Raw genomic sequence first — 24,516 nt, 5'->3', positions numbered from 1 at the left:
GCCCGCAACCATGACAGCAGTGGACTGGTTGTTTGTGGCGGTGCTAGCAGGGTCGGCCTTGCTGGGTGCATGGCGCGGCTTGGTGTACGAAACCCTGTCCTTGCTCAGCTGGGCAGCAGCTTTTTGGGTGGCCCAGTGGCTGGGGCCACAGGCGGCAGCGCAGTTGCCAATCATGGCAGTAGGCGAGACCTTGCGGGTGGCCTTGGGTTTTGTGCTGGTGTTCGTGGTGGTGGTGTTTGCCGGTGGTTTGCTGGCGTGGATAGCCAAAAAGCTGGTCTCTGCCGTGGGCATGGGGCCAGCAGACAGAGCCTTGGGCGCCTTGTTTGGCGTGCTGCGGGCGGTGCTCATGCTGCTGGTGCTCACGGTGCTGGTGGGGATGACGCCACTGCGCGAAGCCGCTTTCTGGACGCAAGCGACAGGGCCGCATTGGAGTCAAACCGTGTTGGGTTGGTGCAAGCCCCTCATGCCTGAGGCGTTTAGGCCTTACGTCTAAATGCTGTGGATCTGAACTGAGAGCATTGTCTCTCGCGTAGAAATAGGTGTTTTATGTGTGGAATCGTTGGGGTAGTCAGTCAGTCGCCCGTGAACCAGCTCATCTATGACGCGTTGCTGCTGTTGCAGCACCGCGGGCAAGATGCCGCTGGTATCGTGACGCAGCAGGATCGCAAATTCTTCATGCACAAGGCCAAGGGCATGGTCAAGGATGTGTTCCGCACCCGCAATATGCGCTCCTTGTTGGGCAATAGTGGCTTGGGGCAAGTGCGCTACCCCACGGCTGGCAATGCTTTTAGCGAGGAAGAGGCCCAGCCTTTTTACGTGAATGCCCCTTTTGGCTTGGTGTTGGTGCACAACGGCAACCTGACCAATGCCAAAGCGCTCAAGGCGGAGCTGTTCCACCACGATCACCGCCACATCAATACCGAGAGCGATTCGGAAGTGCTGCTCAACGTGCTAGCGCACGAGATCGAATTGGGTACACGGGGCTTGCCCTTGCAACCCCAAGACTTGTTTGCTGCCGTTGCCAAAGTGCACAAGCGCATCAAGGGCTCTTACGCGGTTATCTGCCACATTGCGGGCCATGGCATGCTGGCTTTTCGCGACCCGTTTGGCATTCGCCCGCTGTGCATGGGGAAGGGTGCTGACGGTACACGGATGCTAGCCAGTGAATCGGTGGTGTTGGAAGGTACGGGACATTTGCTGGAGCGTGACATTGCGCCTGGCGAGGCGGTGTTTATCTCGCTCGATGGACAGGTGTATAGCCAGCAGTGCGCAGAGAACCCCAAACTCATGCCTTGTGTATTTGAGTATGTGTACCTTGCACGCCCCGACTCGGTGATGGATGGTGTGTCCGTTTACCAAGCCCGCCTGAACATGGGAGCCACTTTGGCCAAGCGCGTCATTTCTACCGTGCCCCCGACCGATATCGATGCGGTGATTCCCATTCCCGAGTCGTCACGCCCCAGTGCCCAGCAGTTGGCGCAAATGTTGGGCAAGCCGTACCGCGAAGGGTTTGTGAAAAACCGCTACGTGGGTCGTACCTTCATCATGCCGGGGCAGTCGGTGCGCAAAAAGTCGGTGCGCCAAAAACTCAACGTCATTGCCAGTGAATTCAAGGGCCGCAACGTGCTGCTGGTGGATGACTCCATCGTGCGCGGCACTACCTCCAAAGAAATCGTGCAAATGGCGCGTGACGCCGGTGCACGCAAGGTGTACCTGGCCAGCGCTGCGCCGCCAGTGCGCTACCCCAACGTCTACGGCATTGACATGCCTACCAGCAACGAGCTGGTGGCCTACAACCGCTCGGTGGAAGAAATCCGCGCCATCATTGGTTGCGATGCTTTGATCTACCAAGATGTGGAGCCCATGAAGCAGGCGATTGCTGCGGCCAATCCCAAATTGCAGGGCTTTGATGCATCCTGCTTTGACGGGGTGTACATCACGGGTGATGTGACCGTGGACGATATCGCTGCGCTCAATGCAGCGCGTGTGGGTGGCTCGGAAGACGATGCCGATACATCGCGTTTGGCGCTGCCCAACGCAGGGGGGGATGGCGCATGAGTGCAGCAGAAAAAACCACCTTGCACTCCTCTACTTTGGCCGTGCGTCAAGCGGTAGAGCGCAGCCAGTATGGTGAGAACTCTGAAGCACTGTACTTGACAAGTGGCTATGTGCAGCCATCGGCAGAAGCCGCAGCTGCCCGGTTTTCTGGTGAGGAAGAGGGCTTTACTTACGGCCGCTATGGCAACCCTACTGTGGCCAGTTTCGAGCAGCGCCTTGCCGCCATGGAGGGCACTGAGGCGGCCATGTCTACCGCGTCGGGCATGTCGGCCATCTTGATGATGTGCATGGGCTTGCTGCAAGTGGGCGACCATGTGGTGTGCTCGCAGTCGATGTTTGGCTCCACCATCAAGCTCATTGGCTCGGATTTGGCCAAGTTTGGCGTGCAGTCCAGCTTTGTTCCACAAACCGATGTGGATGCATGGCGTGCAGCGGTGCGCCCCAATACCAAGTTGCTGTTTGCAGAAACACCTACCAACCCCTTGACCGAGGTGTGTGACATCGCTGCCTTGGCCGATATTGCGCACGCGGCAGGGGCTTTGCTGGCCGTGGACAACTGCTTTGCCACCCCAGCACTGCAGCGTCCTGCGGAACTGGGGGCGGACATCATCATGCATTCGGGTACCAAGTTTTTGGACGGACAAGGGCGCGTGATGGCGGGTGCTTTGTGTGCCAGTCAGCAGTTGATGACCGAGAAGTTTTTGCCTGTGCTCAAGAGCGCCGGCATGACCTTGGCGCCTTTCAATGCTTGGACCGTGCTCAAGGGGCTGGAGACTTTGGATATTCGTATGCGGGCTCAGTCTGCTCAAGCCCTGGCGTTGGCCCAGTGGTTGGAGCAGCACCCTGCGGTGGATCGTGTCTATTACCCCGGTTTGTCCAGCCATCCCCAGCATGCTTTGGCCTTGCGTCAGCAAAATGGTTTGGGCGGAGCAGTGTTGTCGTTTGTGGTCAAGGCGGACACGCCTGAGCTGGGCCGCGCTCGCGCTTTCCATGTGCTCAACCAAATGCAGGTGCTGTCACTGTCCACCAATTTGGGCGACACCAAAACCTTGGTGGCCCACCCTGCGACTACCTCCCATGGCCGACTGACCGAAGTGCAGCGCCAGGCGGCTGGGGTTGCACAGGGGCTCATTCGCATGAGTGTGGGCCTAGAGCATTTGGACGATATCCACAATGATTTGTTGCGAGGCCTGAACACGCTGGCCTCGGTAAAGTGAGAAATATATGAGCCGCGTTCGTACCCGTTTTGCCCCTTCTCCCACGGGCTTTATCCATCTGGGCAATATCCGCTCGGCCTTGTACCCTTGGGCTTTTGCCCGCTCGCAGCAGGGTGATTTCATTCTGCGCATCGAAGATACCGATCAGGAGCGCTCCACCCAAGCGGCGGTGGATGTGATCTTGGAAGGCATGGAGTGGTTGGGCCTGAGCCACGATGAAGGTCCTTTCTACCAAATGCAGCGTATGGAGCGCTACAAGCAAGTGCTGGCCGAGATGCAAGCCCAAGGCTTGGTCTACCCGTGCTACATGAGTGTGCAAGAGTTGGATGCCTTGCGCGAGCGCCAAATGGCCAACAAAGAGAAGCCGCGCTACGACGGCACATGGCGTCCCGAACCCGGCAAGGTGCTGCCCGCTGTGCCAGAGGGCGTGCAGCCTGTGCTGCGTTTCAAAAACCCGCAAGGTGGCTCGGTCGTCTGGGATGACAAGGTCAAGGGCCGCGTCGAATTTTCCAACGACGAACTGGACGATTTGGTCATTGCCCGTCCCGATGGAACCCCGACCTACAATTTTTGTGTGGTGGTGGACGATATCGACATGGACATCACGCACGTGATTCGCGGTGATGACCACGTGAACAATACCCCGCGCCAGATCAACATCTTCCGTGCCTTGGGCAAGGAGCCACCGGTGTATGCGCATTTGCCTACCGTGCTCAATGAGCTGGGCGAGAAGATGAGCAAACGCCATGGCGCTAAGCCGGTAACGTGGTACCGCGATGCGGGCTTTTTGCCCGATGCCATGGTGAACTATTTGGCTCGCTTGGGCTGGAGTCATGGGGATGATGAGATATTCAGTCGCGCGCAGTTTTTGGAGTGGTTCGATCTGGATCATTTGGGCCGCAGTGCCGCCCAGTTTGACGAAGCCAAACTGCGTTGGGTCAATGCCCAGCACCTCAAGGCCTTGGCTGGAGAGGTGCTGGCGCAGAAAGTAACGCCGTATTTGCAGCAGCGTGGCTTGCAGCTCGATGACCGTTTGTCCGCTTTGTGTGATTTGCTCAAAGACCGTTGCGAAACCTTGGTCGCCTTGGCTGATTGGTTGGAACGTTTCTACGGGGATGTGCCCGCCAGCGAAGCGGAGTGGCAGCAACACATCACGCCTGCGATTGCTCCGGCTGTGCAAGCCTTGGCTGAAAAATTCCAAGCAATTGAGTGGAATAAGGCGGCGATTGCAGCTGCACTCAAAGAAGTGTTGGCAGCCCACCAACTGAAGATGCCGCAATTGGCCATGCCTGTGCGTGTGTTGGTCTATGGCATTGCCCAAACGCCTTCTGTAGATGCGATGCTTGAGTTAAGTGACAGAAAAAAAGTTCTCGACAAGCTAGCCAAGGTTTGAAAACGCGGTATATAATTTCTGTCTCGACGCGATGCAGACATACTTGCAAAGCAATGGGGGTATAGCTCAGCTGGGAGAGCGCTTGCATGGCATGCAAGAGGTCAGCGGTTCGATCCCGCTTACCTCCACCAATCGAGATGGATTTAGTCCAAAGGTTTTGACCCTATCGTCTAGAGGCCTAGGACATCACCCTTTCACGGTGAGTACCGGGGTTCGAATCCCCGTAGGGTCGCCAAGTTTGTAGCGCTTGGCCTGTGTGATGCAGGCAAAAGCTATCTACCAGGAGTGGTAGTTCAGTTGGTTAGAATACCGGCCTGTCACGCCGGGGGTCGCGGGTTCGAGTCCCGTCCACTCCGCCACTATACGAAGGCCTGAGCAATCAGGCCTTTTGTTTTTTGTGCTCTCAAGCCGTGGAGGCTGCAACTCAGCCTTACAACTGAGACAAAACGTCCAATTGTTCACAAGAACATTTGGTGATACGGTTCGTGGTTTACAAGCGCATTCTTTAAACTATTGCTATGACATTTATCAAGCGCTCCAGTAGCTTGCTGCTCTTATCTGCAGCTTTATTGACCGGTTGCAATACTGTGGTGATGAATCCGTCGGGTGACATTGCGCAGCAACAAGCGCATCTCATCACGGTTTCTACGCTGTTGATGCTGCTGATCATTGTGCCGGTCATCGTGTTGACGTTACTGTTCGCATGGCGCTATCGTGCTGCCAATAAAGAGGCGACTTACACCCCCGATTGGGATCACTCCACCAAGCTAGAAGTGGTGATCTGGGGAGCCCCGATTCTGATCATCATTGCATTGGCTGCTTTGACTTGGATTACCACGCACTCTCTGGATCCTTATCGACCATTGGATCGTATTGATGCGCAGCGGCCCTTGCCAGCCGATGTGAAGCCTCTGGAAGTACAGGTTGTGGCATTGGATTGGAAATGGCTTTTTATTTACCCTGAACAAGGTATTGCGACAGTCAATGAGATGGCCGCTCCCGTAGATCGGCCCATTAACTTCAAGTTGACGTCGTCCTCGAACATGAACTCGTTTTATGTGCCTGCCTTGGCTGGACAAATTTACGCTATGCCCGGCATGCAGACCAAACTGCATGCGGTTATCAACAAAGCTGGCGATTTTGAGGGCTTCTCTGCCAACTACAGTGGTGCAGGTTTCTCACACATGCGTTTCACCTTCCGTGCGGTGAGTGAAGAAGGTTTTGCGCAATGGGTGGATTCAGCCAAAAAAGCAGGTGGTGAGCTCAATCGCACGACCTACTTGGCATTGGAGAAACCCAGTGAGCGTGTGCCGGTGCAGCGTTTTGCTACGGTAGAGCCCCAGCTATTTGATGTAGTACTGAACCGCTGTGTCGAATCTGACAAGTTGTGCATGCACGAGATGGCTTCGATTGATGCCAAAGGCGGCATGGGCTTGACGGCGTTTGATGTGGTCACTAAGCCTGTACAGGGCTCTGGCACCAACACCACATTGACGCGCCGCTATGTCACCGCGCAGGCATGTACGACCGCTGATGCTGATCGTTTCAGTGTTGTGCAGTAAGCCATTGAATCCGTTTTAGACGAGACCTTTATGCTTGAATCAAACCATACAGACCATTGGCTATTAGGCCGCTTGGGACTGGACTCCATTCCTTTCCATGAGCCTATTTTGGTTGCCACATTCATTGCGGTAGCTTTGGGGGGCTTGGCTGTCCTGTCCTTGATGACGTATTTCCGTTTATGGGGACCTTTCTGGCGCAATTGGGTGACCAGCATCGACCACAAACGCATCGGCATCATGTACATCGTCTTGGCTGTCATCATGCTGCTGCGTGGTTTTGCTGACGCCGTCATGATGCGTGCCCAACAAGCAATTGCTTTTGGTGACCAGGCCGGCTTTTTGCCCCCGCATCACTACGATCAAGTGTTCACCGCACACGGCGTGATCATGATTTTCTTTGTGGCCATGCCTTTGGTGACAGGTCTGATGAACTACGTGGTGCCCATGCAAATTGGTGCCCGCGATGTGGCTTTCCCGTTCCTGAACAACTTCAGCTTCTGGATGACTACATTTGGTGCTGGTTTGGTCATGGCATCGCTGTTTATTGGCGAGTTTGCCAAAACTGGTTGGTTGGCTTATCCACCGCTTTCAGGCATCTTGAATAGTCCGGATGTAGGGGTGGATTACTACATTTGGGCCTTGCAGGTTGCTGGTGTCGGCACTCTGTTGTCGGGGGTCAATCTGATTGTCACCATCGTGAAGATGCGTGCGCCAGGCATGAACTACATGAAGATGCCCGTGTTTGCTTGGACATCCTTGTGCACCAACGTGCTGATTGTGGTGACCTTCCCCATTTTGACGGCAGCCTTGGCGTTGTTGTCCTTGGATCGCTACGTCGGCACTAACTTTTTCACCAACGACTTGGGTGGTAACCCCATGTTGTACGTGAACTTGATCTGGATCTGGGGCCACCCCGAGGTGTATATCCTGATCTTGCCGGCGTTTGGTGTGTTTTCAGAGGTCGTACCCACCTTCACTGGAAAGCGCCTCTTTGGCTATAAGTCCATGGTCTATGCGACCGTATGCATCACAGTACTGTCGTATTTGGTCTGGTTGCACCACTTCTTTACCATGGGGTCAGGTGCCAGTGTGAATACCTTCTTTGGCATCACCACGATGATCATCTCCATTCCGACCGGGGCGAAGATTTTCAACTGGTTGTTCACCATGTACCGTGGCCGTATTCGTTTCGAAGTCCCCATGTTGTGGACGATGGGCTTTATGGTGACCTTCGTTATCGGTGGCATGACAGGCGTGTTGTTGGCGGTTCCTCCTGCTGACTTTGTGTTGCACAACAGCTTGTTCCTGATTGCGCACTTCCACAACGTCATCATTGGTGGTGTGGTGTTTGGTATGTTTGCGGGCATCACCTACTGGTTCCCCAAGGCTTTCGGTTACAAGCTTGATCCCTTTTGGGGCAAGTGCTCGTTCTGGTTCTGGTGCATTGGTTTCTACTTTGCATTCATGCCCTTGTATGTACTTGGTCTGATGGGTGTGACCCGTCGCATGAGTCACTTTGATGATCCTTCACTGCAGATCTGGTTTGTTGTTGCCGCCTTCGGTGCAGCCTTGATTGCCTTGGGTATTGCCAGCTTTATAGCGAGCATATTCTTCGGCTTCCTCAAGCGTGAGCAGCTGCGCGATGTGACCGGCGATCCATGGAATGGCCGCACATTGGAGTGGTCGACTTCTTCGCCTCCACCGGACTACAACTTTGCGTTTACGCCTGTGGTGCACGATCTCGATGCATGGGCGGATATGAAGAAAAACGGCTACCAGCGTCCTTTGGGTGGGTTTGTTGATATCCACATGCCCAAGAACACCGGTGCTGGTTTCATCATTGCCGCTTTGAGCGCTTTGTTGGGATTCGCTTTGGTGTGGCACATGTGGCTAATCGCAGGTGTAGCATTTGTTGCCACTATTGCAGCAGCCATCATCCATACCTTCAACTACAACCGTGATTACTACATTCCAGCAGAGGATGTGGTGCGCACGGAAGAACAACGTACACGATTGCTGGCCAGCCATGTCTGATACCACTTTTGCACCGAACACCGCGCGCTATATTGCGCACGACCATCACCCAGAAAATGGCACTTTGCTGGGCTTCTGGCTCTACTTGATGAGCGACTGCTTCATCTTTGCGATTCTGTTCGCCGCATACGGCGTGCTGGGTCGCAGCTATGCAGCGGGTCCATCGGGCGCTGATTTGTTTGACCTGCCTTTGGTAGCGGTCAACACAGGTTTCCTGTTGCTATCCTCCATCACCTACGGTTTTGCCATGTTGCAAGCACAAAGCAACAAGGTTAAGCCCACTTTGATTTGGCTGGCTATCACGGGGCTGCTCGGCGCCGCCTTCTTGGCTTTGGAGTTGTACGAGTTTGCTCACCTTATCCACGAAGGCGCAGGTCCACAACGCAGTGCATTTCTGACGTCTTTCTTTTCTTTGGTGGGTACACACGGTTTGCACGTGACCTTCGGTATCGTGTGGCTTATTACGCTGATGGTGCAAGTCGGCAAGTATGGTTTGCATGCCGCTAACCGCCGTCGTTTGATGTGCCTGTCCATGTTCTGGCACTTTTTGGATGTGGTCTGGATTGGCGTTTTCACCTTTGTATACCTGATGGGAGTTCTGCCATGAGCAGCAGTCACGATAACCACCACGGCCATGATCATGACCATGGCCACGATGCAGGTCCACACATCAGCCTGCGCGGGTATGTCATCGGTTTTGTTCTTTCCGTTATCTTGACAGCCATTCCTTTCTGGTTAGTCATGGGCAAAGTATTTAGCAGTTCGGTAGTGACTTCTGTTGTCTTGCTGGCATTTGCAGTCGTGCAAATCGTGGTGCACATGGTCTACTTCCTGCACATGGACAGCAAATCGGAAAGTGGTTGGAATATGTTGGCACTTATGTTTACGGCACTGCTGGTCATCATTGTTTTGTCGGGTTCGTTGTGGGTGATGTACCACCTCAACACCAACATGATGCCCATGACCGAGCATGAGATGCGGGTCAAACCCTAACGGCGTTCTATGGCTGATATGGTGACATCTTCACCATCTTCTCGCGATCCGCTGCAGCCCGTCCCGAAAAGGACTGCTGCGGCGGTTCTTGCTTTAGTATTGCTGTTTTTGGTCTTGGTGTTCATGACACTGGGTACATGGCAGCTGCAGAGGCGTGTCTGGAAACTGGATTTGATAGCCAAAGTGGAGGCGCGGTTGCGTGCAGAACCCGTGCCTCTGCTGTCTTTGTTATCACCCGCGCCAGTGGATGCATCTGCTCTTGAATACAGGCGTGTGCAGGTGTCAGGGCGTTGGTTGTCGGAGCGCGGTGCGTGGGTGGTGGCCGCTACCGAGTTGGGTTCTGGCTATTGGCTCATGATGCCATTGGTGCAAAACAATGGAGCCGTGGTTTGGGTGAACCGTGGCTACGTTAGCCAGCAGAACAAAGGCGTGCTACCCCATGATCCTGAAGAAGTGGTGCAGATCACGGGTCTAGTGCGCAAGACAGAACCTCAGGGAACTGTATTGCGTGCCAACCAGGCGGAGAAGGATCGTTGGTATTCGCGTGACATAGCCGCCCTGTCCAGCCGAGCGGGTTTGCAACACGTAGCCCCTCTCTTTGTCGATGCGGACTCGTCGTTCACGAGTTCAGCGCAGTCGGAGTTTGCTCCTGTGGGTGGTTTGACGGTGGTGCGATTTGCGAATAACCATTTGCAATACGCCCTGACTTGGTTTGCCATGGCTTTCATGGCTGCTTGGGGGGCTGTTTTTGTCTGGCGTCAGCGCAGCGCTATTGCCAATGCAGAACATGACTGAGCCTTTGGCTGATTTGGATATCAGCTTTGGTCATAAGAATATGCAGCAGTTGATCCAGCTACGTTGGATCGCGGTGGTTGGGCAAATTGTCACCATTGCCATCGCAGTGGGACTGTTCCAAGTGCCCTTGCCGTTGTGGGCTATGGGAGCCACGGTGCTGTTCTTGGCTATTTTCAATGCCATTAGCCACGTGCGTTGGCGCGAAAGTCCTTCCGTGAGCAGCAGAGCGCTCTTTGTGGCTCTGCTGGTGGATGTAGCAGCCCTCACATGGCAACTGTATTGGAGCGGCGGCCTGACCAATCCCTTTGCTTTTATCTACCTGTTGCAAGTCATTTTGGGCGCCGTGTTGCTCAAGTCGAGGTGGAGTTGGTGCATGGTGGGTGTTACGGTTCTGGCTTTGACCCTACTGGCCTGGAAGGCAGAACCTTTGGGTATTCCCTTGGACCATGACCACGGTTGGCGCAGTTTGTACAACCAAGGCCTATTGGTTTGTTTTGCACTGAATGCAGGTTTGCTGGCGTGGTTTATTCGCCGCATCAATGACAACTTGCGCCAGCGCGATGCCAAATTGGCCGCTTTGCGCCAGCAGGCAATTGAAAACGAGCACATTGTGCGCATGGGCTTGCTGGCTTCCGGCGCGGCCCATGAGTTAGGAACCCCGCTGGCTACCCTGAGTGTCATAGTGGGAGACTGGCAGCGCATGCCTGTCCTGCAGCAAAACTCTGAATTGCGCCAAGAGGTTGAGGAAATGCAGCAACAACTGCAGCGCTGCAAACGCATTGTCAGTGGCATTTTGCTCTCCGCGGGTGAGGCGCGTGGTGAAGGGTCGCAGCGCACGACGTTGGGTGTTTTCCTGCAGGGGGTTGTGGAGCGCTGGCAGTCATCGCGCCATGCCACGCAATTTCGCTACAGCCATGCCATGGATGGAGCGCTGGCGATTGCTGGTGACAGCATGGTGGAGCAAATGCTGTGCAACCTGCTTGATAACGCTTTGGAAGCATCCCCGCAGGGGCAGCATTTGCACGTAGAGCAAGAAATGCAAAGTTTGGTGCTCACCGTGCGCGACCAAGGGCCTGGTTTCCCTGTCGCCATCTTGCAGGCATTGGGCAAACCCTACCAATCCACCAAAGGGCGGGCCGGCAGCGGCCTGGGCTTGTTTTTGGTGAGCAATGTTGTACGAACCTTGGAGGGGCAGATGCAGGTTCACAATCTGCCAGAAGGCGGTGCCTTGGTGCGCTTGAGTATCCCTTTGTCCGCGCTTACTATTTGAACCATGGACGCAAGCTTGGACTCCAAACACATGCTCATCGTGGAGGACGATGCGGACTTTGCGCGCACCCTAGCGCGTTCGTTCACGCGCCGTGGTTATCGGGTAGAACATGTGGCCAACTTGGTCGAGTTGGAGCACAAGCTCGCAACCTTCGATCCACACTATGCAGTCGTTGACCTTAAGCTCAACAATGAGGCCTCGGGTTTGGTGTGTGTGCAGCGTTTGCACCAGTATGACCCCTCCATGCTCATCGTCGTGCTCACAGGTTTTGCCAGCATTGCTACAGCGGTGGAGTCCATCAAGCTGGGGGCGTGCCACTATTTGGCCAAACCCTCCAATACCGATGACATAGAGGCGGCATTCAGTCGGGTCGAAGGACAGGTGGATGTGGAACTGGCACGCCAGAGCACCTCCATCAAAACCTTGGAGTGGGAACGCATCCACGAGACGCTGGTTGAAACGGGTTTCAATATTTCCGAAACAGCCCGCCGCTTGGGCTTGCACCGCCGTACCTTGGCGCGCAAGCTAGAGAAGCAGCGAATCAAATAAAATCGTCGGATTTTTCCGAATTCTCAGAAAGCATTCCATGAGCCTCAAGTGCGGCATTGTCGGTCTACCCAACGTGGGCAAATCCACCCTTTTCAACGCCCTGACCAAGGCCGGTATCGCAGCCGAGAACTATCCCTTCTGCACCATCGAACCCAATGTGGGGATTGTGGAGGTTCCGGATCCCAGACTGGATCAACTGGCCAGCGTGGTCAAGCCTGAGCGTGTGGTGCCAGCCATTGTGGAGTTTGTGGACATCGCAGGTCTCGTGGCAGGTGCCAGCAATGGTGAAGGCTTGGGCAACAAGTTCTTGGCCCACATTCGCGAAACCGATGCCATCGTCAACGTGGTGCGCTGCTTTGCCGATGACAACGTGATCCACGTGGCTGGCAAAGTGGACCCGATTGCCGACATCGAAGTGATCCAAACCGAACTGTGCCTTGCGGACTTGGGTGCCGTCGAGAAGGCCCTGCAGCGCGTGACCAAGACCGCTCGCTCAGGCGATAAAGAGTCGATCAAACTGGTGGCGATTTTGGAAAAGTGCCAAGCCGCGCTGGATCAAGGCAAGCCGGTACGCACCATCGAGTTCAGCAAAGAAGAGTTGCCCCTGCTCAAGCAGTTTTTCCTCATTACCGCCAAGCCCGCCATGTTTGTGGGCAACGTCAGCGAAGATGGTTTCGAGAACAATCCCTACCTTGATCGCCTCAAGGAATACGCCGCCACGCAAAACGCGCCCGTGGTGGCCATCTGCGCCAAGATCGAAGCCGAGTTGTCCGAGATGGACGACGCAGACCGCATCGAGTTCCTCAAAGAATTGGGCCAAGACGAACCCGGCCTTAATCGCTTGATCCGCGCCGGCTTCAAGCTGCTGGGCTTGCAAACCTATTTCACTGCTGGAGTGAAGGAAGTGCGTGCGTGGACCATTCGCGTGGGCGACACAGGCCCTCAGGCCGCGGGCGTGATCCACACCGACTTTGAAAAAGGCTACATCCGCGCCCAGACCATCGCCTTTGATGACTTTATCGCCTTCAAGGGCGAGCAGGGTGCCAAAGAGGCGGGCAAGATGCGCGCCGAAGGCAAGGAGTACATCGTCCAAGACGGCGATGTGATGAATTTCTTGTTCAGCTCCTAAGCCTTTCCATCCATGCTGCTGGCAGTGATGGCGTGACATACGACTGGTTTGCCCTCGCGGCAGCGGCCAGTTGGGCGGTCTCGGCATTGCTATCGGCGCAACCCTCGCGCCAACTGGGTGTATTGGCTTTTACCCGCTGGCGCATCACAGCGCTGTTGCTGGTTTTCATTCCCCTGTTGTTGTGGCTGGGCAGCTGGCGCCAGTTGAATGCTACGGCATGGCTACTGCTAGTGGGCAGTGGCGTGGCAGGCATTTTCATTGGCGATACCGCGATGTTTGCCTGCATGAATCGTTTGGGCCCACGGCGTACCGGAGTTCTGTACGCCACCCATGCCTTGTTCAGCGCATTATTGGGGTGGTGGCTGCGTGATGAGCGCATGGGCCTGCAAGCGGTGTTGGGTGGGATATTGGTCGTCGGTGGTGTGATGGTTGCCATCGCGTGGGGGAGCCGTCGCGACGAGTCGCACCACTTGGAAACAGTGCGTGGCTCTTGGCACTGGGGCGTGGCATTGGGGTTGACGGCGGCCTTGTGCCAAGCTGTCGGTTCGGCCATGGTCAAACCAGTTCTGTTGTCGGGTGTGGATTCGCTGACCGCAGCCACCGTCCGTGCGGGAGCGACATGTGCAGTCCATTGGGTCTTGTTTGCTTCGGGTTGGAAGATGGTTCGGGCCCAGGTTCCTCTGCGCGGCAAAACGTTGGGTTTGACGGTTCTCAGTGGCTGGGTTGGCATGGGTTTGGGCATGACCCTCGTTATGCTGGCATTGCATGGCGGAGACTTGGGTTTGGTGGGCGTGCTGTCGTCGGTGACACCGGTTATGGTGCTACCACTGTTGTGGTTAGTGCAAGGCAAACCCCCTGCACGTGGCGCGTGGGTGGGCGCTGTCCTCACCGTGGTGGGAACCGTGCTGGTGCTTACCCGCCAATAAGTCCCAAGCCCAGGGCCGTCATCACCACGTAGCGCAAGGCTTTGCCGATGGCCATGTAGACCACACAGGGCCACCAAGGCAAACGCAGCCACCCTGCTACCGTGCACAAAGGATCGCCCACCAGTGGCAGCCATGCCAGCAGACAGGCTTTGGGGCCCAAGCGCTGCAACCAACGCAAAGCGCGCAACTCTTGGTTTTTTTGCATTGGGGGCAGGTGCTTGCGGCGCACGCTTTGGGCCTGATAGCCCAACCACCAATTGAAGGCACCGCCCAAGGTGTTGCCTACTGTGGCCACTGCAATCGTGGGCCAAAACAAATGGGGGTTGACATATACCACCCCCAGCACCGCCGGTTCCGACCCCATAGGCAGCAAAGTAGCCGACAAGGTAGCCACCACGAATACGGCCAAAAGGCTGTTGTCTGGTACGGCAAGCCAGTGCAAAAGAGGGCTGATCCAAGCGTCCATGCGTTAGTGTTTACTAGGGTTGGGCCAGTGTTGTGCGGGGCAGGTAAAATCGCGCCCATGCCCCTCTTGCAGGGGCAGTTTTTTTCCATCCCCCTTATTGGTATTGTGTTCTATGCGCATTGGTGCGTACGAGTTGGCTAACCCTTATTTTGTCGCCCCTATGGCAGGGGTGACGGATAGGCCTTTTCGCCAATTGTGCAAACGCTTGGGCGCAGGGTATGCCGTCAGTGAGATGGTCACATCCCGCCCCGATTTGTGGGACAGCCTCAAAACCTCTCGCCGTGCCAACCACGAGGGCGAGCCTGGGCCGATTGCGGTGCAAATTGCCGGAACCGATGCCCAGATGATGGCCGACGCCGCGCGCTACAACATTGACCGCGGGGCGCAGATCATCGACATCAACATGGGCTGTCCAGCCAAAAAGGTCTGTAACAAATGGGCTGGATCAGCCTTGATGCAAGACGAAGGCTTGGCCATAGGCATTGTGCAAGCGGTGGTGCAAGCCTGCGTCCCCCACAATGTGCCGGTCACTCTCAAGATGCGTACTGGTTGGTGCCAGTCGCACAAAAACGCGGTGTCCATCGCCCGCCAGGCCGAGTCTGCCGGGGTGCAAATGCTCACTGTCCATGGCCGCACGCGCGAGCAGGGCTACAGTGGACAGGCCGAGTACGACACCATCGCCGCCGTGAAAGCGGCGGTGCAAGTACCTGTGGTGGCCAATGGCGACATCACCAGTCCCCACAAAGCCCAAGTTGTGCTGCGCGCGACCGGGGCCGATGCCATCATGATTGGGCGTGCCGCCCAAGGCTACCCGTGGATATTCCGCGAGGTTGCCCACTTTTTGACCACTGGCGAGCTAATGGCCGCTCCCTTGGTCAGCGAGGTACGCCGCGAATTGGTTGAGCATTTGCACGACCACTATGCCTTATACGGTGAATTGACGGGCGTGCGATCGGCACGCAAACACATTGGCTGGTATATCCAAGGCCTGCCAGGTGCGGCGGAATTTCGCCGCCACATGAACACCCTGCAAACCAGCCACGAGCAGGTGCAGGCGGTGGAGCAATTTTTGCTTGAACTCGATGCCCAGATGGACAGACTGCCAGTCCGTACCGCGTTGGATGCGGCCACAGCGCAGGTGACCACTGACCATAACAACACCAAGGAGCTAGCCGCATGAGCGAGCCTAATCGTCTGGACGCCTGTGTGCGTGCCAGTCTAGAGACGTATTTTCAAGATCTGGGTGACATCGAAGCGAACGGCATCTACGACATGCTGGTGCACGCAGTCGAAAAACCCATGCTGGAAGTGGTGCTGGCGCGCGCCGACCACAACCAGAGCAAAGCCGCCCAATGGCTGGGCCTCAATCGCAACACCCTGCGCAAGAAATTGCTGGAGCACAACCTCATATGAAATCTGCCCTGTTATCCGTTTCCGACAAGACCGGCATCGTCGAGCTGGCCCGCGTCCTGCACCAGCAAGGCATGCGCCTGCTGTCCACTGGCGGTACGGCCAAGTTGCTGGCCGAGCAAGGCCTGCCCGTGACCGAAGTGGCCGATATGACCGGATTTCCCGAGATGCTTGATGGCCGTGTCAAAACCCTGCATCCCCGCGTGCACGGTGGTTTGCTGGCCCGTCGTGATTTCCCAGCCCACATGGCTGCGCTGGCCGAGCACCAGATCGACACCATTGACGTGCTGGTGGTCAACCTCTACCCCTTTGAGGCCACCGTGGCCAAAGTCGATTGCACGTTGGGCGATGCGATCGAGAACATCGACATTGGCGGTCCCGCCATGGTGCGCAGCGCCGCCAAGAACTGGAAAGACGTGGCGGTGCTCACCGACGCATCCCAATACGCTGGCGTGATTGCCGAGTTGCAAGCGCAAGGCGAAGTCAGCCGCAAGACCAAGCTGGCGCTGTCGATTGCCGCGTTCAATCGCATCAGCCAGTACGACGGTGCCATCAGCGACTACCTGTCGGCCATCGCCTTGGCCGAAGGCGATGCAGTGCCTGCTGACGAAGCCGCTCCCGTGCTGCAACTCTTTCCCGGGCAGAGCAATGGGCGCTTCATCAAGGTACAAGACCTGCGCTACGGTGAGAACAGCCACCAGCAAGCGGCCCTGTACCGCGACCTGCAACCCGCCCCCGGCTCCTTGGTCACGGCCAAGCAGCTACAAGGTAAAGAGCTGAGCTACAACAACTTGGCCGATGCCGATGCGGCGTGGGAATGCGTCAAGAGTTTCACAGGTTCCGCGTGTGTGATCGTTAAGCATGCCAACCCCTGCGGCGTGGCCGTCGGCAAGGATGCGCTGGAGGCCTACAGCAAGGCATTCCAGACCGATCCAACCAGCGCCTTTGGCGGCATCATCGCCCTGAACAGCCCGCTGGATGGGCCTGCTGCGCTACAAATTTCGAAGCAGTTTGTGGAAGTACTGATGGCGCCAGCCTTCACGCCCGAAGCGCTGGAAGTGTTCAAGTCCAAGGTCAATGTGCGTTTGCTGCAAATCGACTTGCCCGCTGGCGGTGATACGCCATGGCTCAAGGGCCAAAATGCCATGGACATGAAGCGCATTGGTTCGGGCATCTTGCTGCAAACGGCGGACAACCACGAGTTGACTCTGGCCGACCTCAAGGTCGTGACCATCAAGCAACCCACCCAGCAAGAACTGCAAGACCTGCTGTTCGCTTGGAAGGTGGCCAAGTTCGTCAAGAGCAACGCCATCGTGTTCTGCAAGGACGGTATGACGATGGGTGTAGGAGCAGGGCAGATGAGCCGCTTGGACAGCGCGCGCATTGCCAGCATCAAGGCCGGACACGCCAACCTGAGCCTGCAAGGCACAGCCGTGGCCAGCGATGCCTTCTTCCCCTTCCGTGACGGGCTGGATGTGGTCATCGACCACGGCGCGACCTGCGTCATCCAACCCGGTGGCAGCATGCGCGATGACGAGGTGATTGCCGCTGCCAATGAGCGTGGCGTGTCCATGGTGTTCTCCGGTGTGCGCCATTTCCGCCATTAATCACGCCAAAGAAGGCATGGCCCAACTGTCCGGTAGCGCCTGCTAGGCGCTACATTTACGCTATGGGCCGAGTCGAACACAGTACCACCAACGCACCGAATGCCGCTTTTGGCGGCGCGCACCTTGCTAATGCTGCGCACATTGCGGCAGCCGCCAGTTTTGCCGCTTTGGTGGACAAGTTGGACTACCTGTCTCCCAGCGATGTGGAGCAGGTGCGCAAGGCCTACCGCCTGGCCGATGAAGCCCACTTGGGCCAGCTACGCAACAGTGGTGAGCCCTACATCACCCACCCCATAGCGGTAGCTGCGCAGTGCGCCGACTGGAAGTTGGATGCCCAGGCTTTGATGGCCGCCTTGTTGCACGATGTGCTGGAAGACTGCGGTATCACCAAAAGCGAGCTGCTCGAGCGCTTTGGCAGCCCCGTAGCCGAGCTGGTCGATGGGCTGACCAAACTGGACAAGCTGCAGTTCAACACCCGCGAAGAGAACCAAGCCGAGTCCTTTCGCAAAATGCTCTTGGCCATGGCGCGTGATGTGCGTGTCATCCTCATCAAATTGGCCGACCGTTCGCACAATATGCGCACGCTCTCGGACATGCCGCGCAGCAAATGGGGGCGCATTTCGTCCGAAACGCTGGAAATTTATGCGCCCATTGCCTACCGACTGGGTTTGAACCAAACCTACCGCGAGTTGCAAGAGCTGTCGTTCCGCCACTTGCTGCCTTGGCGTTACAGCGTGCTCTCTAAGGCCGTTGCCAAGGCCCGTAGCCGTCGCCGTGACCTCATTCAAACCGTGCACAAAGAGGTGGAGCGGGTATTTGCAGATGCGGGTATGGCTGTGCGCTTGGCTGGGCGTGAAAAAACGCTGTACTCCATCTACAAAAAGATGGACACCAAGCACCTGAGCTTTGCCCAGGTGACCGATATTTATGGTTTTCGCCTCATCGTCCCCTCGGTGACCGACTGTTACACCGCTTTGGGGCTGCTGCACCAACTCTATAAGCCAGTGCCCGGCAAGTTCAAAGACCATATTGCCATTGCCAAAACCAATGGCTATCAGTCTTTGCACACCACCTTGGTGGGGCCAGCGGGCATCAACATCGAATTCCAAATGCGTACCGAAGCCATGAATTTGGTTGCCGATTCCGGGGTGGCTGCGCACTGGCTGTACAAGACCAATAACCCTGATGGTGGCTCCGACGACCATTTGGGTGCCAAGTGGCTGCAATCATTGCTAGATATCCAGAACGAAACGCGCGATGCAGCAGAGTTCTGGGATCACATCAAGGTCGATCTGTTCCCCGATGCGGTGTACGTATTCACGCCCAAGCAACAAATCATGGCTCTACCGCGGGGGGCGACAGTGGTGGATTTCGCTTACGCCGTACACAGCGATGTGGGGGACAAAATGATTGCTGCCCGTGTCAATGGTCACCAAGTTCCCTTGCGCACTGAGTTGCAAAATGGCGATGTGGTGGAGGTGACTACAGCCCCTAGTGCAGCGCCCAATCCGGCTTGGCTGGGTTTTGTGCGCACAGGCCGGGCGCGTTCCAAGATACGCCACCACCTCAAAACCATGGCGCAAACGGAGTCCACTACCTTGGGATTCAAGTTGCTCGCCCAGGCATTGCGTGCCGAAGGGCTGGAGAGCGTGCCAGAAGACAGCGCCAATCACAGCGCGATGTGGGACAAGCTGCTACGCTTCACGGGCAACAAGTCGCGCGACGATTTATTCACCGATATAGGTTTGGGCAAGCGCATCGCCCACATCGTGGCCAAGCGCATGGCCAGTTTGCTGGCCGAAGAGGGTATCAAGCCCGATGCATTGTTGATCACCCGCGAGCGCTTCATGGCCCACGAAACTGCGCCGGTTGGTGCGATTGTGGTCGATGGTAGCGAGAATGCTTCGGTGCAGTTCGCCAGTTGCTGTCGCCCTGTACCGGGTGATTCCATCGTGGGTTACCTCGGCAAAGGCGAAGGCTTGGCCGTGCACCGAGATGGTTGCAACGTGGCCCGCAAGCTGCAAGCCAAGGATGCTGAGCGTTTTATCAGCGTGGAGTGGTCGGATGAACCTGTGCGCTCATTTTCTGTCACCTTGTTGGTCACGGTGCGCAACGACAAAGGGGTATTGGCCAAAGTGGCTGCTGCTTTGGCTGCCGCAGAGGGCGATATTGTGCACATCGACATGGGGCAAGACTCCATCCAAGCGGCCAGTGATTTGCGCTTTACGGTGGCAGTGCGCGATACCTCCCATTTAGATGCCGTCCTGCGCAGCTTGCGTCGTTGCCCTCCAGTGCTCAAAGCTGAGCGCTTGATCAGTCAAGCGGCTGGTGATCGCTAAGGACTAGCTGCTCTCAGAAACGAAAAACCCCTCAGATATTGCTATCTGAGGGGCATCGTTTGGTGCGGCTGGCAGGAATCGAACCCACGACCCCTTGGTTCGTAGCCAAGTACTCTATCCAGCTGAGCTACAGCCGCGAAGCCTTCGATTATAGCGCTAATTTGGCGGGGATGGATATTGCACGCTCAGCACCTCAATTTCCAGGGTGCGCTCGGGCATCACCAGCTTGAGCACGTCGCCTTCGCGTGCTTTGAGCAGGGTGCGGGCAATGGGGGCAATCCAGCTCACTTCGCCCGCTGCGCTATTGGCCTCGTCTATGCCTTTGATGGTGATGCAGCGCTCGGTTTCACCGTCTTCCAAGTAGCTAACGCTTGCGCCGAAAAAGATTTGCTCTTTGCCATAGTGCACACTCGGATCCACCACCTCGGCAATTTCCAAGCGTTTGGTCAGGAAGCGAATGCGGCGGTCTATCTCGCGCAGGCGTTTTTTGCCATACAGGTAGTCACCGTTCTCAGACCGATCGCCATTGCTGGCCGCCCAATGCACGATGTCCACGATCTTGGGGCGCTCTTGGTCAATCAGTTCCAGCAACTCGCCGCGCAGACGAGCGTAGCCTGCGGGGGTGATGTAGTTTTTGCCGCCTGCAGGCAGGGCGGGCAGTGCCAGATCGTCGTCATCTTGGTCGTCGGATTCTTTGGTGAATGCTTTGCTCATGCGTCCATCTCCATCATCGCAGGCACAAACGAAAAACCCCTCAGATATTGCTATCTGAGGGGCATCGTTTGGTGCGGCTGGCAGGAATCGAACCCACGACCCCTTGGTTCGTAGCCAAGTACTCTATCCAGCTGAGCTACAGCCGCGAAAGCAGTTATTGTAGCAAGCTTTCGCGGGTGCATGCCACAAAAGCCATTTTTTTGCCAAAAAGTACGTGTCACAGCACGCTACGATGGCGCCATGCACAGCAATACACCCATGAACCACCCCCCCCTGGCAAATTCGCCCGAAGCGTCCCAACTGGGCCAGCGCAGCGAGTACATCGATCAGTACACGCCTTCTTTGTTGTTTCCGATTGCGCGCCAAACCAAGCGCAGTGAAATCGGCATTGCTGGACAAGCTCCATTCATCGGGGCTGATTTGTGGACTGCGTTTGAAGTGAGCTGGCTCAATATGCGCGGCAAACCGCAAGTGGCATTGGTGCATTTCACCATTCCAGCAGAGACTCCCAACATCATCGAGAGCAAGTCCTTCAAACTCTACCTCAATAGTTTTAACAATACCCGTTTGCCAGATGCCCAGACAGTGCAAGAGATGCTGCGCAAGGACATCAGTGAAGCCGCTTGGCGTGGTGCGGACAAAACCGCCACGGTGGGGGTGCGGTTGTTGCCTGCCGATGGATTTGTGGGTGAAACAGTGCAAACGCTCGATGGCCTGAGCTTGGATCGCTTGGATGTCGAGTGCACCCACTACCAACCGGCACCCCATTTGCTGCAGGCAGATACCGCGCAAGCCCCCATAAGCGAAGTGCTGACCAGTGATTTGCTCAAGAGCAATTGTTTGGTGACAGCCCAGCCGGACTGGGGCAGTGTGCAAATTGCCTACACGGGCCATCCGATAGCGCATGAAGGCTTGCTGCAGTACATCGTGAGTTTTCGCAACCACAATGAGTTCCACGAGCAGTGTGTGGAGCGCATCTTCATGGACATCTGGGCACGCTGCCAGCCTATCAAGCTGAGTGTGTATGCACGCTATACCCGGCGTGGTGGTTTGGACATCAATCCATGGCGCACCAGCCACCCGCAAGCACTGCCGCCCAATGTGCGCTTGGCACGGCAGTAAATGGCCTTAGCGCATGGTGAAGACCTGCAGTGAACTCATGATGGCTTGCGCGTTGTTGCGCAAGGCGGCAATGGCCGCTGCAGACTCTTCGGCCAACGCTGCGTTCTGTTGCGTTACCGAATCGAGTTCCCCAATCGATGCATTCACAGTAGCAATGCCATCGGCTTGCTCGCGGTTCGCGCCAATGATGTCCTGAATCATGTTGCCCACGGTGCTGACGGATGCGACCAGTGCATCAATCTTCTGACCGGCTTCCACCATTTGCTTGTATTCCACCGAGATTTGGTCCGCCGTTTGGGCGATCAAATCCCGAATCTCTTTGGCTGAACTGGCGCTGCGCTGCGCCAGTGCACGCACCTCACTGGCCACCACCGCGAAACCACGCCCTTGCTCCCCTGCACGGGCCGCTTCCACGGCGGCATTGAGGGCCAAGATATTGGTTTGAAAAGCGATACCTTCGATCACGCCAATGATGTCGCGCATGCGGTTGGATGCTTGGTCAATTTGTTGCATATTGCGTGCTACTTCCGCCACCGCATGCGATCCGTCTTGTGCACTGAGAATAGATTGTTGGCTACTCACCGCAACGTTCTCAGCCGTTGCGACGGTGTGCTGCACGTTGTTGGACAACTCGCCCATGGCGTTGCTGGTTTTATCCAAACTGATCGCTTGGGCTGATGTGCGATTGGCCAAATCCATGCCGCCCGAGGCAATTTCATTGGTGGTGTCTCCAAACGAATGCACACTGGTGCGTACATCGGCCAGCACGGCGCGCAGGTTGATCTGGGTTTGGTTAAGCACTTGTACCAAAGACGATACGGGTTCTGGGTAGTCGTCGCTCAGCGGGGCTAGTGTTAAGTTGCAACTGGATATCGCGCTGGCAAAGCGTTGTGCATCGTCCATGGCCGAGGAAAAACTGCTGTACAAGGTATAGACCACTGCGCCAGCACCCAGCAACAAGCAGATCAGTTGCGCAGCAAAGCCACTCGATCCGCTCATTCCCAGTAAGTCAGGAACGCAGCCCAGCGCAATCATGGCCAGCAAAGCCAGTGTGATGCGCTGGTTGATGCTCTTGAACTGTATCCAGCCCCAGAATTTGCGCAGACCGTGGTAGTGCAATTTGCCAGCTTGCAAGTACATGGTTTCCACGCCGCGTTCTTTTTCGGTACGCATTTGGGCGTACAACTGCTCGGCAGCTTGCACTTCGTTGCGGCTGGGTTTGGTGCGCACTGACATGTAGCCCTGTGGCTTACCGTCTTTCATGAGCGGGGTGACATTGGCTCGCACCCAGTAGTGGTCGCCATTCTGGCGGCGATTTTTGACCAAACCCGTCCATGGCGAACCGCTGCCAATGGTGCGCCACATGTCTTTGAACGCCTGTTCGGGCATGTCGGGGTGGCGAATCATGTTGTGCGGTTGACCAATGAGTTCTTGCATCTCAAAGCCACTGGTTTCCACGAATGAGGGGTTGCAATGGGTGATGCGACCCTGTGTATCCGTCATGGACACCAGCATCGCCCCATCGGAATAGTTGTACTCCTGTTGGGTAACAGGCAAGTTTTGGCGCATCAAACGCTCCTGTGCATGTGGATAAAAATAGGCTAACGAAGAACGCCTAACATTGGGTTAGCAGGTGTTGAAATCTGTAAGAAAACAGTTTTTGACAGGGGTCAATAACGATATCGTATATCAGTGATATAGCCAACAGGGTTTGTACCAGCAAAAGCGGCTATGCAAGGGGGGATGATTGGCTATTCCCGTTGCTTGCGAACAGGTCGATGGCTGCAGGTGCTTCTTTGGATACCAAATTGCCCAAGCGCACGCCCAATAGCCGCAATTTGCGCTCCAACGGAACGCGCTTCAGGCACTGTCTGGCCCAGTGCAGCAATTCAGTGCTGCTAGCAACGGTATTCACATGGGTAACGTCGCGTGTTACCACGGTGAAGTCGGTGTATTTGACTTTAATGCCAACGGTTCGTCCGGCGTAACCTTTGCGCTCGGCGTCATGGGCCAGTTGCTCGCACAAGGCAATGAGGATGCTGCTCAACTCGGCCCGGTCTTGGCGCGGATGCAAATCGCGCTCGAATGATGTTTCCCGGCTCAGAGAAACCGGCTCGCTGTGCGTCACCACCGGGCTGTCATCTTGCCCATGCGCTGCTTGGTGCAGCCAATAGCCCGTTTTGCGCCCAAAGTGCTCCATGAGTTCGGCGACATCGCGCCGGGCCAACTCGCCAATGGTGTGGATGCCCAGTTGCTGCAACTTGGTATCGGCTTTGGGGCCAATACCGTTGATCTTGCGGCAGGGCAGGGGCCAGACCAGGGTCGGTATGTCGGCTTCGTGCACGATGGCGATGCCGTTGGGCTTGTTGAACTCGCTGGCCATTTTGGCCAACAGCTTGTTGGGCGCAACGCCAATCGAGCAGGTCAGGCCCGTGTCGTCTGCAATCGACTTTTGCAGCAGGCGGGCCAGCACCCGCCCGCCTTCGCGCTGTCCGCCGGGCACGTGGGTGAAGTCGATATACACCTCGTCCACGCCCCGGTTTTCCATCAACGGTGCTATGTCGGTGATGATGGCTTTGAAGCGCTGCGAGTAGTGGCGGTAGCGCGGGAAGTCCACCGGCAGCAAGACGGCATCGGGGCACAGCTTGGCTGCTTTCATCAGCCCCATGGCCGACCCCACACCAAACTGGCGTGCTGCGTAGGTGGCCGTGGTGATGACGCCACGCCCTGTGTAGTCGCGCAAGCGCGGAAAGGCTGCCAGTGGAATGCGGTTTTCTTGGCCTGTGGGATAGGCGCTACTCAGGGCGTCGTCAGCAGAGCGCCTGCCACCACCAATGACCACCGGCAGCCCTTTGAGCTGCGGGTAGCGCAGCAACTCGACGGACGCGTAAAACGCATCCATGTCCAGATGCGCTATGCGGCGTGGCAGCGG

22 protein-coding genes and 5 tRNA genes are annotated in these 24,516 nt (G+C 56.4%); 21 read left to right on the top strand and 6 right to left on the bottom strand.

All coding sequences use genetic code 11. The features are described from left to right. The first annotated feature begins 10 nt into the window (after window positions 1–10). From KIK84_RS13900 to KIK84_RS16940, 16 genes are all read left to right on the top strand, one after another. Window positions 11–493 carry a CvpA family protein gene (locus tag KIK84_RS13900; protein ID WP_214123701.1) on the top strand — a complete coding sequence of 161 codons (483 nt, stop codon included), beginning with the start codon at window positions 11–13 and terminating at the stop codon, window positions 491–493. Window positions 494–546: 53 nt separating this feature from the next. Then, window positions 547–2,058 (top strand): amidophosphoribosyltransferase, encoded by a 1,512-nt coding sequence (gene purF, locus KIK84_RS13895; RefSeq protein ID WP_214123700.1) that lies wholly within the window; start codon window positions 547–549, stop codon window positions 2,056–2,058. Beyond that, window positions 2,055–3,275: an O-succinylhomoserine sulfhydrylase gene (locus tag KIK84_RS13890; RefSeq protein ID WP_214123699.1), complete on the top strand. Its 1,221-nt coding sequence runs from the start codon at window positions 2,055–2,057 to the stop codon at window positions 3,273–3,275. The genes purF and KIK84_RS13890 overlap by 4 nt, the downstream gene beginning before the upstream one ends. 7 nt (window positions 3,276–3,282) lie before the next feature. Further along, window positions 3,283–4,668, top strand: a complete 1,386-nt coding sequence (gene gltX, locus KIK84_RS13885; RefSeq protein ID WP_214123698.1) for a glutamate--tRNA ligase — start codon at window positions 3,283–3,285, stop codon at window positions 4,666–4,668. A 55-nt stretch (window positions 4,669–4,723) separates the two neighbouring features. Beyond that, a tRNA-Ala gene (locus tag KIK84_RS13880) sits at window positions 4,724–4,799 on the top strand. A gap of 28 nt (window positions 4,800–4,827) precedes the next feature. Next, window positions 4,828–4,903 (top strand) — tRNA-Glu (locus KIK84_RS13875). A gap of 47 nt (window positions 4,904–4,950) precedes the next feature. Next, window positions 4,951–5,027 (top strand) — tRNA-Asp (locus KIK84_RS13870). A 159-nt stretch (window positions 5,028–5,186) separates the two neighbouring features. Continuing rightward, window positions 5,187–6,230 carry a ubiquinol oxidase subunit II gene (gene cyoA / locus KIK84_RS13865; RefSeq protein ID WP_214123697.1) on the top strand — a complete coding sequence of 348 codons (1,044 nt, stop codon included), beginning with the start codon at window positions 5,187–5,189 and terminating at the stop codon, window positions 6,228–6,230. Between the two features lie 30 nt (window positions 6,231–6,260). Further along, window positions 6,261–8,264, top strand: a complete 2,004-nt coding sequence (gene cyoB / locus KIK84_RS13860) for a cytochrome o ubiquinol oxidase subunit I (protein WP_214123696.1) — start codon at window positions 6,261–6,263, stop codon at window positions 8,262–8,264. Continuing rightward, window positions 8,257–8,871 (top strand): cytochrome o ubiquinol oxidase subunit III, encoded by a 615-nt coding sequence (gene cyoC / locus KIK84_RS13855; RefSeq protein ID WP_214123695.1) that lies wholly within the window; start codon window positions 8,257–8,259, stop codon window positions 8,869–8,871. Before cyoB ends, cyoC begins: the two co-directional genes overlap by 8 nt. Next, the gene (gene cyoD, locus KIK84_RS13850) at window positions 8,868–9,257 is read left to right on the top strand and encodes a cytochrome o ubiquinol oxidase subunit IV (RefSeq protein WP_214123694.1); all 390 of its coding nucleotides are present in this window, start codon (window positions 8,868–8,870) and stop codon (window positions 9,255–9,257) included. Before cyoC ends, cyoD begins: the two co-directional genes overlap by 4 nt. A 9-nt stretch (window positions 9,258–9,266) precedes the next feature. Next, window positions 9,267–10,052 carry an SURF1 family protein gene (locus tag KIK84_RS13845; RefSeq protein ID WP_349815937.1) on the top strand — a complete coding sequence of 262 codons (786 nt, stop codon included), beginning with the start codon at window positions 9,267–9,269 and terminating at the stop codon, window positions 10,050–10,052. Then, the gene (locus KIK84_RS13840; protein WP_250207987.1) at window positions 10,045–11,322 is read left to right on the top strand and encodes an ATP-binding protein; all 1,278 of its coding nucleotides are present in this window, start codon (window positions 10,045–10,047) and stop codon (window positions 11,320–11,322) included. The genes KIK84_RS13845 and KIK84_RS13840 overlap by 8 nt, the downstream gene beginning before the upstream one ends. A 3-nt stretch (window positions 11,323–11,325) precedes the next feature. Beyond that, on the top strand, window positions 11,326–11,871 hold the full coding sequence (locus tag KIK84_RS13835; RefSeq protein WP_214123691.1) for a response regulator transcription factor: 546 nt from the start codon (window positions 11,326–11,328) through the stop codon (window positions 11,869–11,871). A gap of 37 nt (window positions 11,872–11,908) precedes the next feature. Continuing rightward, complete coding sequence (gene ychF / locus KIK84_RS13830) at window positions 11,909–13,000, top strand: redox-regulated ATPase YchF (RefSeq protein WP_214123690.1); 1,092 nt, start codon at window positions 11,909–11,911, stop codon at window positions 12,998–13,000. A 32-nt stretch (window positions 13,001–13,032) separates the two neighbouring features. Continuing rightward, window positions 13,033–13,926 carry a DMT family transporter gene (locus KIK84_RS16940; protein ID WP_214123689.1) on the top strand — a complete coding sequence of 298 codons (894 nt, stop codon included), beginning with the start codon at window positions 13,033–13,035 and terminating at the stop codon, window positions 13,924–13,926. Here KIK84_RS16940 and KIK84_RS13820 read toward each other — a convergent pair. Beyond that, window positions 13,913–14,392: a YqaA family protein gene (locus tag KIK84_RS13820; RefSeq protein ID WP_214123688.1), complete on the bottom strand. Its 480-nt coding sequence runs from the start codon at window positions 14,390–14,392 to the stop codon at window positions 13,913–13,915. The two genes, KIK84_RS16940 and KIK84_RS13820, sit on opposite strands and share 14 nt — an antisense overlap. Window positions 14,393–14,504: 112 nt before the next feature. On the opposite strand from KIK84_RS13820, the gene dusB reads away from it, so the two are divergent. The 4 genes from dusB to KIK84_RS13800 all read left to right on the top strand — a co-directional run bounded on the left by dusB (window position 14,505) and on the right by KIK84_RS13800 (window position 19,748). Beyond that, window positions 14,505–15,572, top strand: a complete 1,068-nt coding sequence (dusB, locus tag KIK84_RS13815; protein ID WP_214123687.1) for a tRNA dihydrouridine synthase DusB — start codon at window positions 14,505–14,507, stop codon at window positions 15,570–15,572. Further along, window positions 15,569–15,805 (top strand): helix-turn-helix domain-containing protein, encoded by a 237-nt coding sequence (locus KIK84_RS13810; RefSeq protein ID WP_214123686.1) that lies wholly within the window; start codon window positions 15,569–15,571, stop codon window positions 15,803–15,805. Before dusB ends, KIK84_RS13810 begins: the two co-directional genes overlap by 4 nt. Beyond that, window positions 15,802–17,409 carry a bifunctional phosphoribosylaminoimidazolecarboxamide formyltransferase/IMP cyclohydrolase gene (gene purH, locus KIK84_RS13805; protein WP_214123685.1) on the top strand — a complete coding sequence of 536 codons (1,608 nt, stop codon included), beginning with the start codon at window positions 15,802–15,804 and terminating at the stop codon, window positions 17,407–17,409. Before KIK84_RS13810 ends, purH begins: the two co-directional genes overlap by 4 nt. Before the next feature lie 62 nt (window positions 17,410–17,471). Beyond that, on the top strand, window positions 17,472–19,748 hold the full coding sequence (locus tag KIK84_RS13800; RefSeq protein WP_214123684.1) for a RelA/SpoT family protein: 2,277 nt from the start codon (window positions 17,472–17,474) through the stop codon (window positions 19,746–19,748). A 60-nt stretch (window positions 19,749–19,808) separates the two neighbouring features. Here KIK84_RS13800 and KIK84_RS13795 read toward each other — a convergent pair. The 3 genes from KIK84_RS13795 to KIK84_RS13785 all read right to left on the bottom strand — a co-directional run bounded on the left by KIK84_RS13795 (window position 19,809) and on the right by KIK84_RS13785 (window position 20,608). Beyond that, window positions 19,809–19,885: transfer RNA gene (locus KIK84_RS13795), tRNA-Arg, on the bottom strand. Between the two features lie 19 nt (window positions 19,886–19,904). Next, window positions 19,905–20,462, bottom strand: a complete 558-nt coding sequence (greB, locus tag KIK84_RS13790) for a transcription elongation factor GreB (RefSeq protein WP_214123683.1) — start codon at window positions 20,460–20,462, stop codon at window positions 19,905–19,907. Between the two features lie 69 nt (window positions 20,463–20,531). After that, window positions 20,532–20,608: transfer RNA gene (locus KIK84_RS13785), tRNA-Arg, on the bottom strand. Between the two features lie 112 nt (window positions 20,609–20,720). On the opposite strand from KIK84_RS13785, the gene queF reads away from it, so the two are divergent. After that, window positions 20,721–21,584 (top strand): NADPH-dependent 7-cyano-7-deazaguanine reductase QueF, encoded by an 864-nt coding sequence (gene queF / locus KIK84_RS13780; protein WP_214123682.1) that lies wholly within the window; start codon window positions 20,721–20,723, stop codon window positions 21,582–21,584. Between the two features lie 6 nt (window positions 21,585–21,590). Here the strand turns inward: queF and KIK84_RS13775 are convergent, their stop codons facing one another. Further along, window positions 21,591–23,153 carry a methyl-accepting chemotaxis protein gene (locus KIK84_RS13775; protein ID WP_214123681.1) on the bottom strand — a complete coding sequence of 521 codons (1,563 nt, stop codon included), beginning with the start codon at window positions 23,151–23,153 and terminating at the stop codon, window positions 21,591–21,593. A gap of 160 nt (window positions 23,154–23,313) precedes the next feature. After that, entirely contained in the window at window positions 23,314–24,486 is a 1,173-nt protein-coding gene (gene dinB / locus KIK84_RS13770) for a DNA polymerase IV (protein ID WP_214123883.1), read from the bottom strand. Window positions 24,487–24,516 lie beyond the last annotated feature (30 nt).

Origin of the sequence: Curvibacter sp. CHRR-16, from assembly GCF_018474005.1 — a bacterium.
Taxonomy (GTDB): Bacteria; Pseudomonadota; Gammaproteobacteria; order Burkholderiales; family Burkholderiaceae_C; genus Allorhodoferax.
The sequence above is the reverse complement of the archived record's forward strand: the minus strand, read 5'-3'. Positions and strand labels throughout refer to the sequence as shown.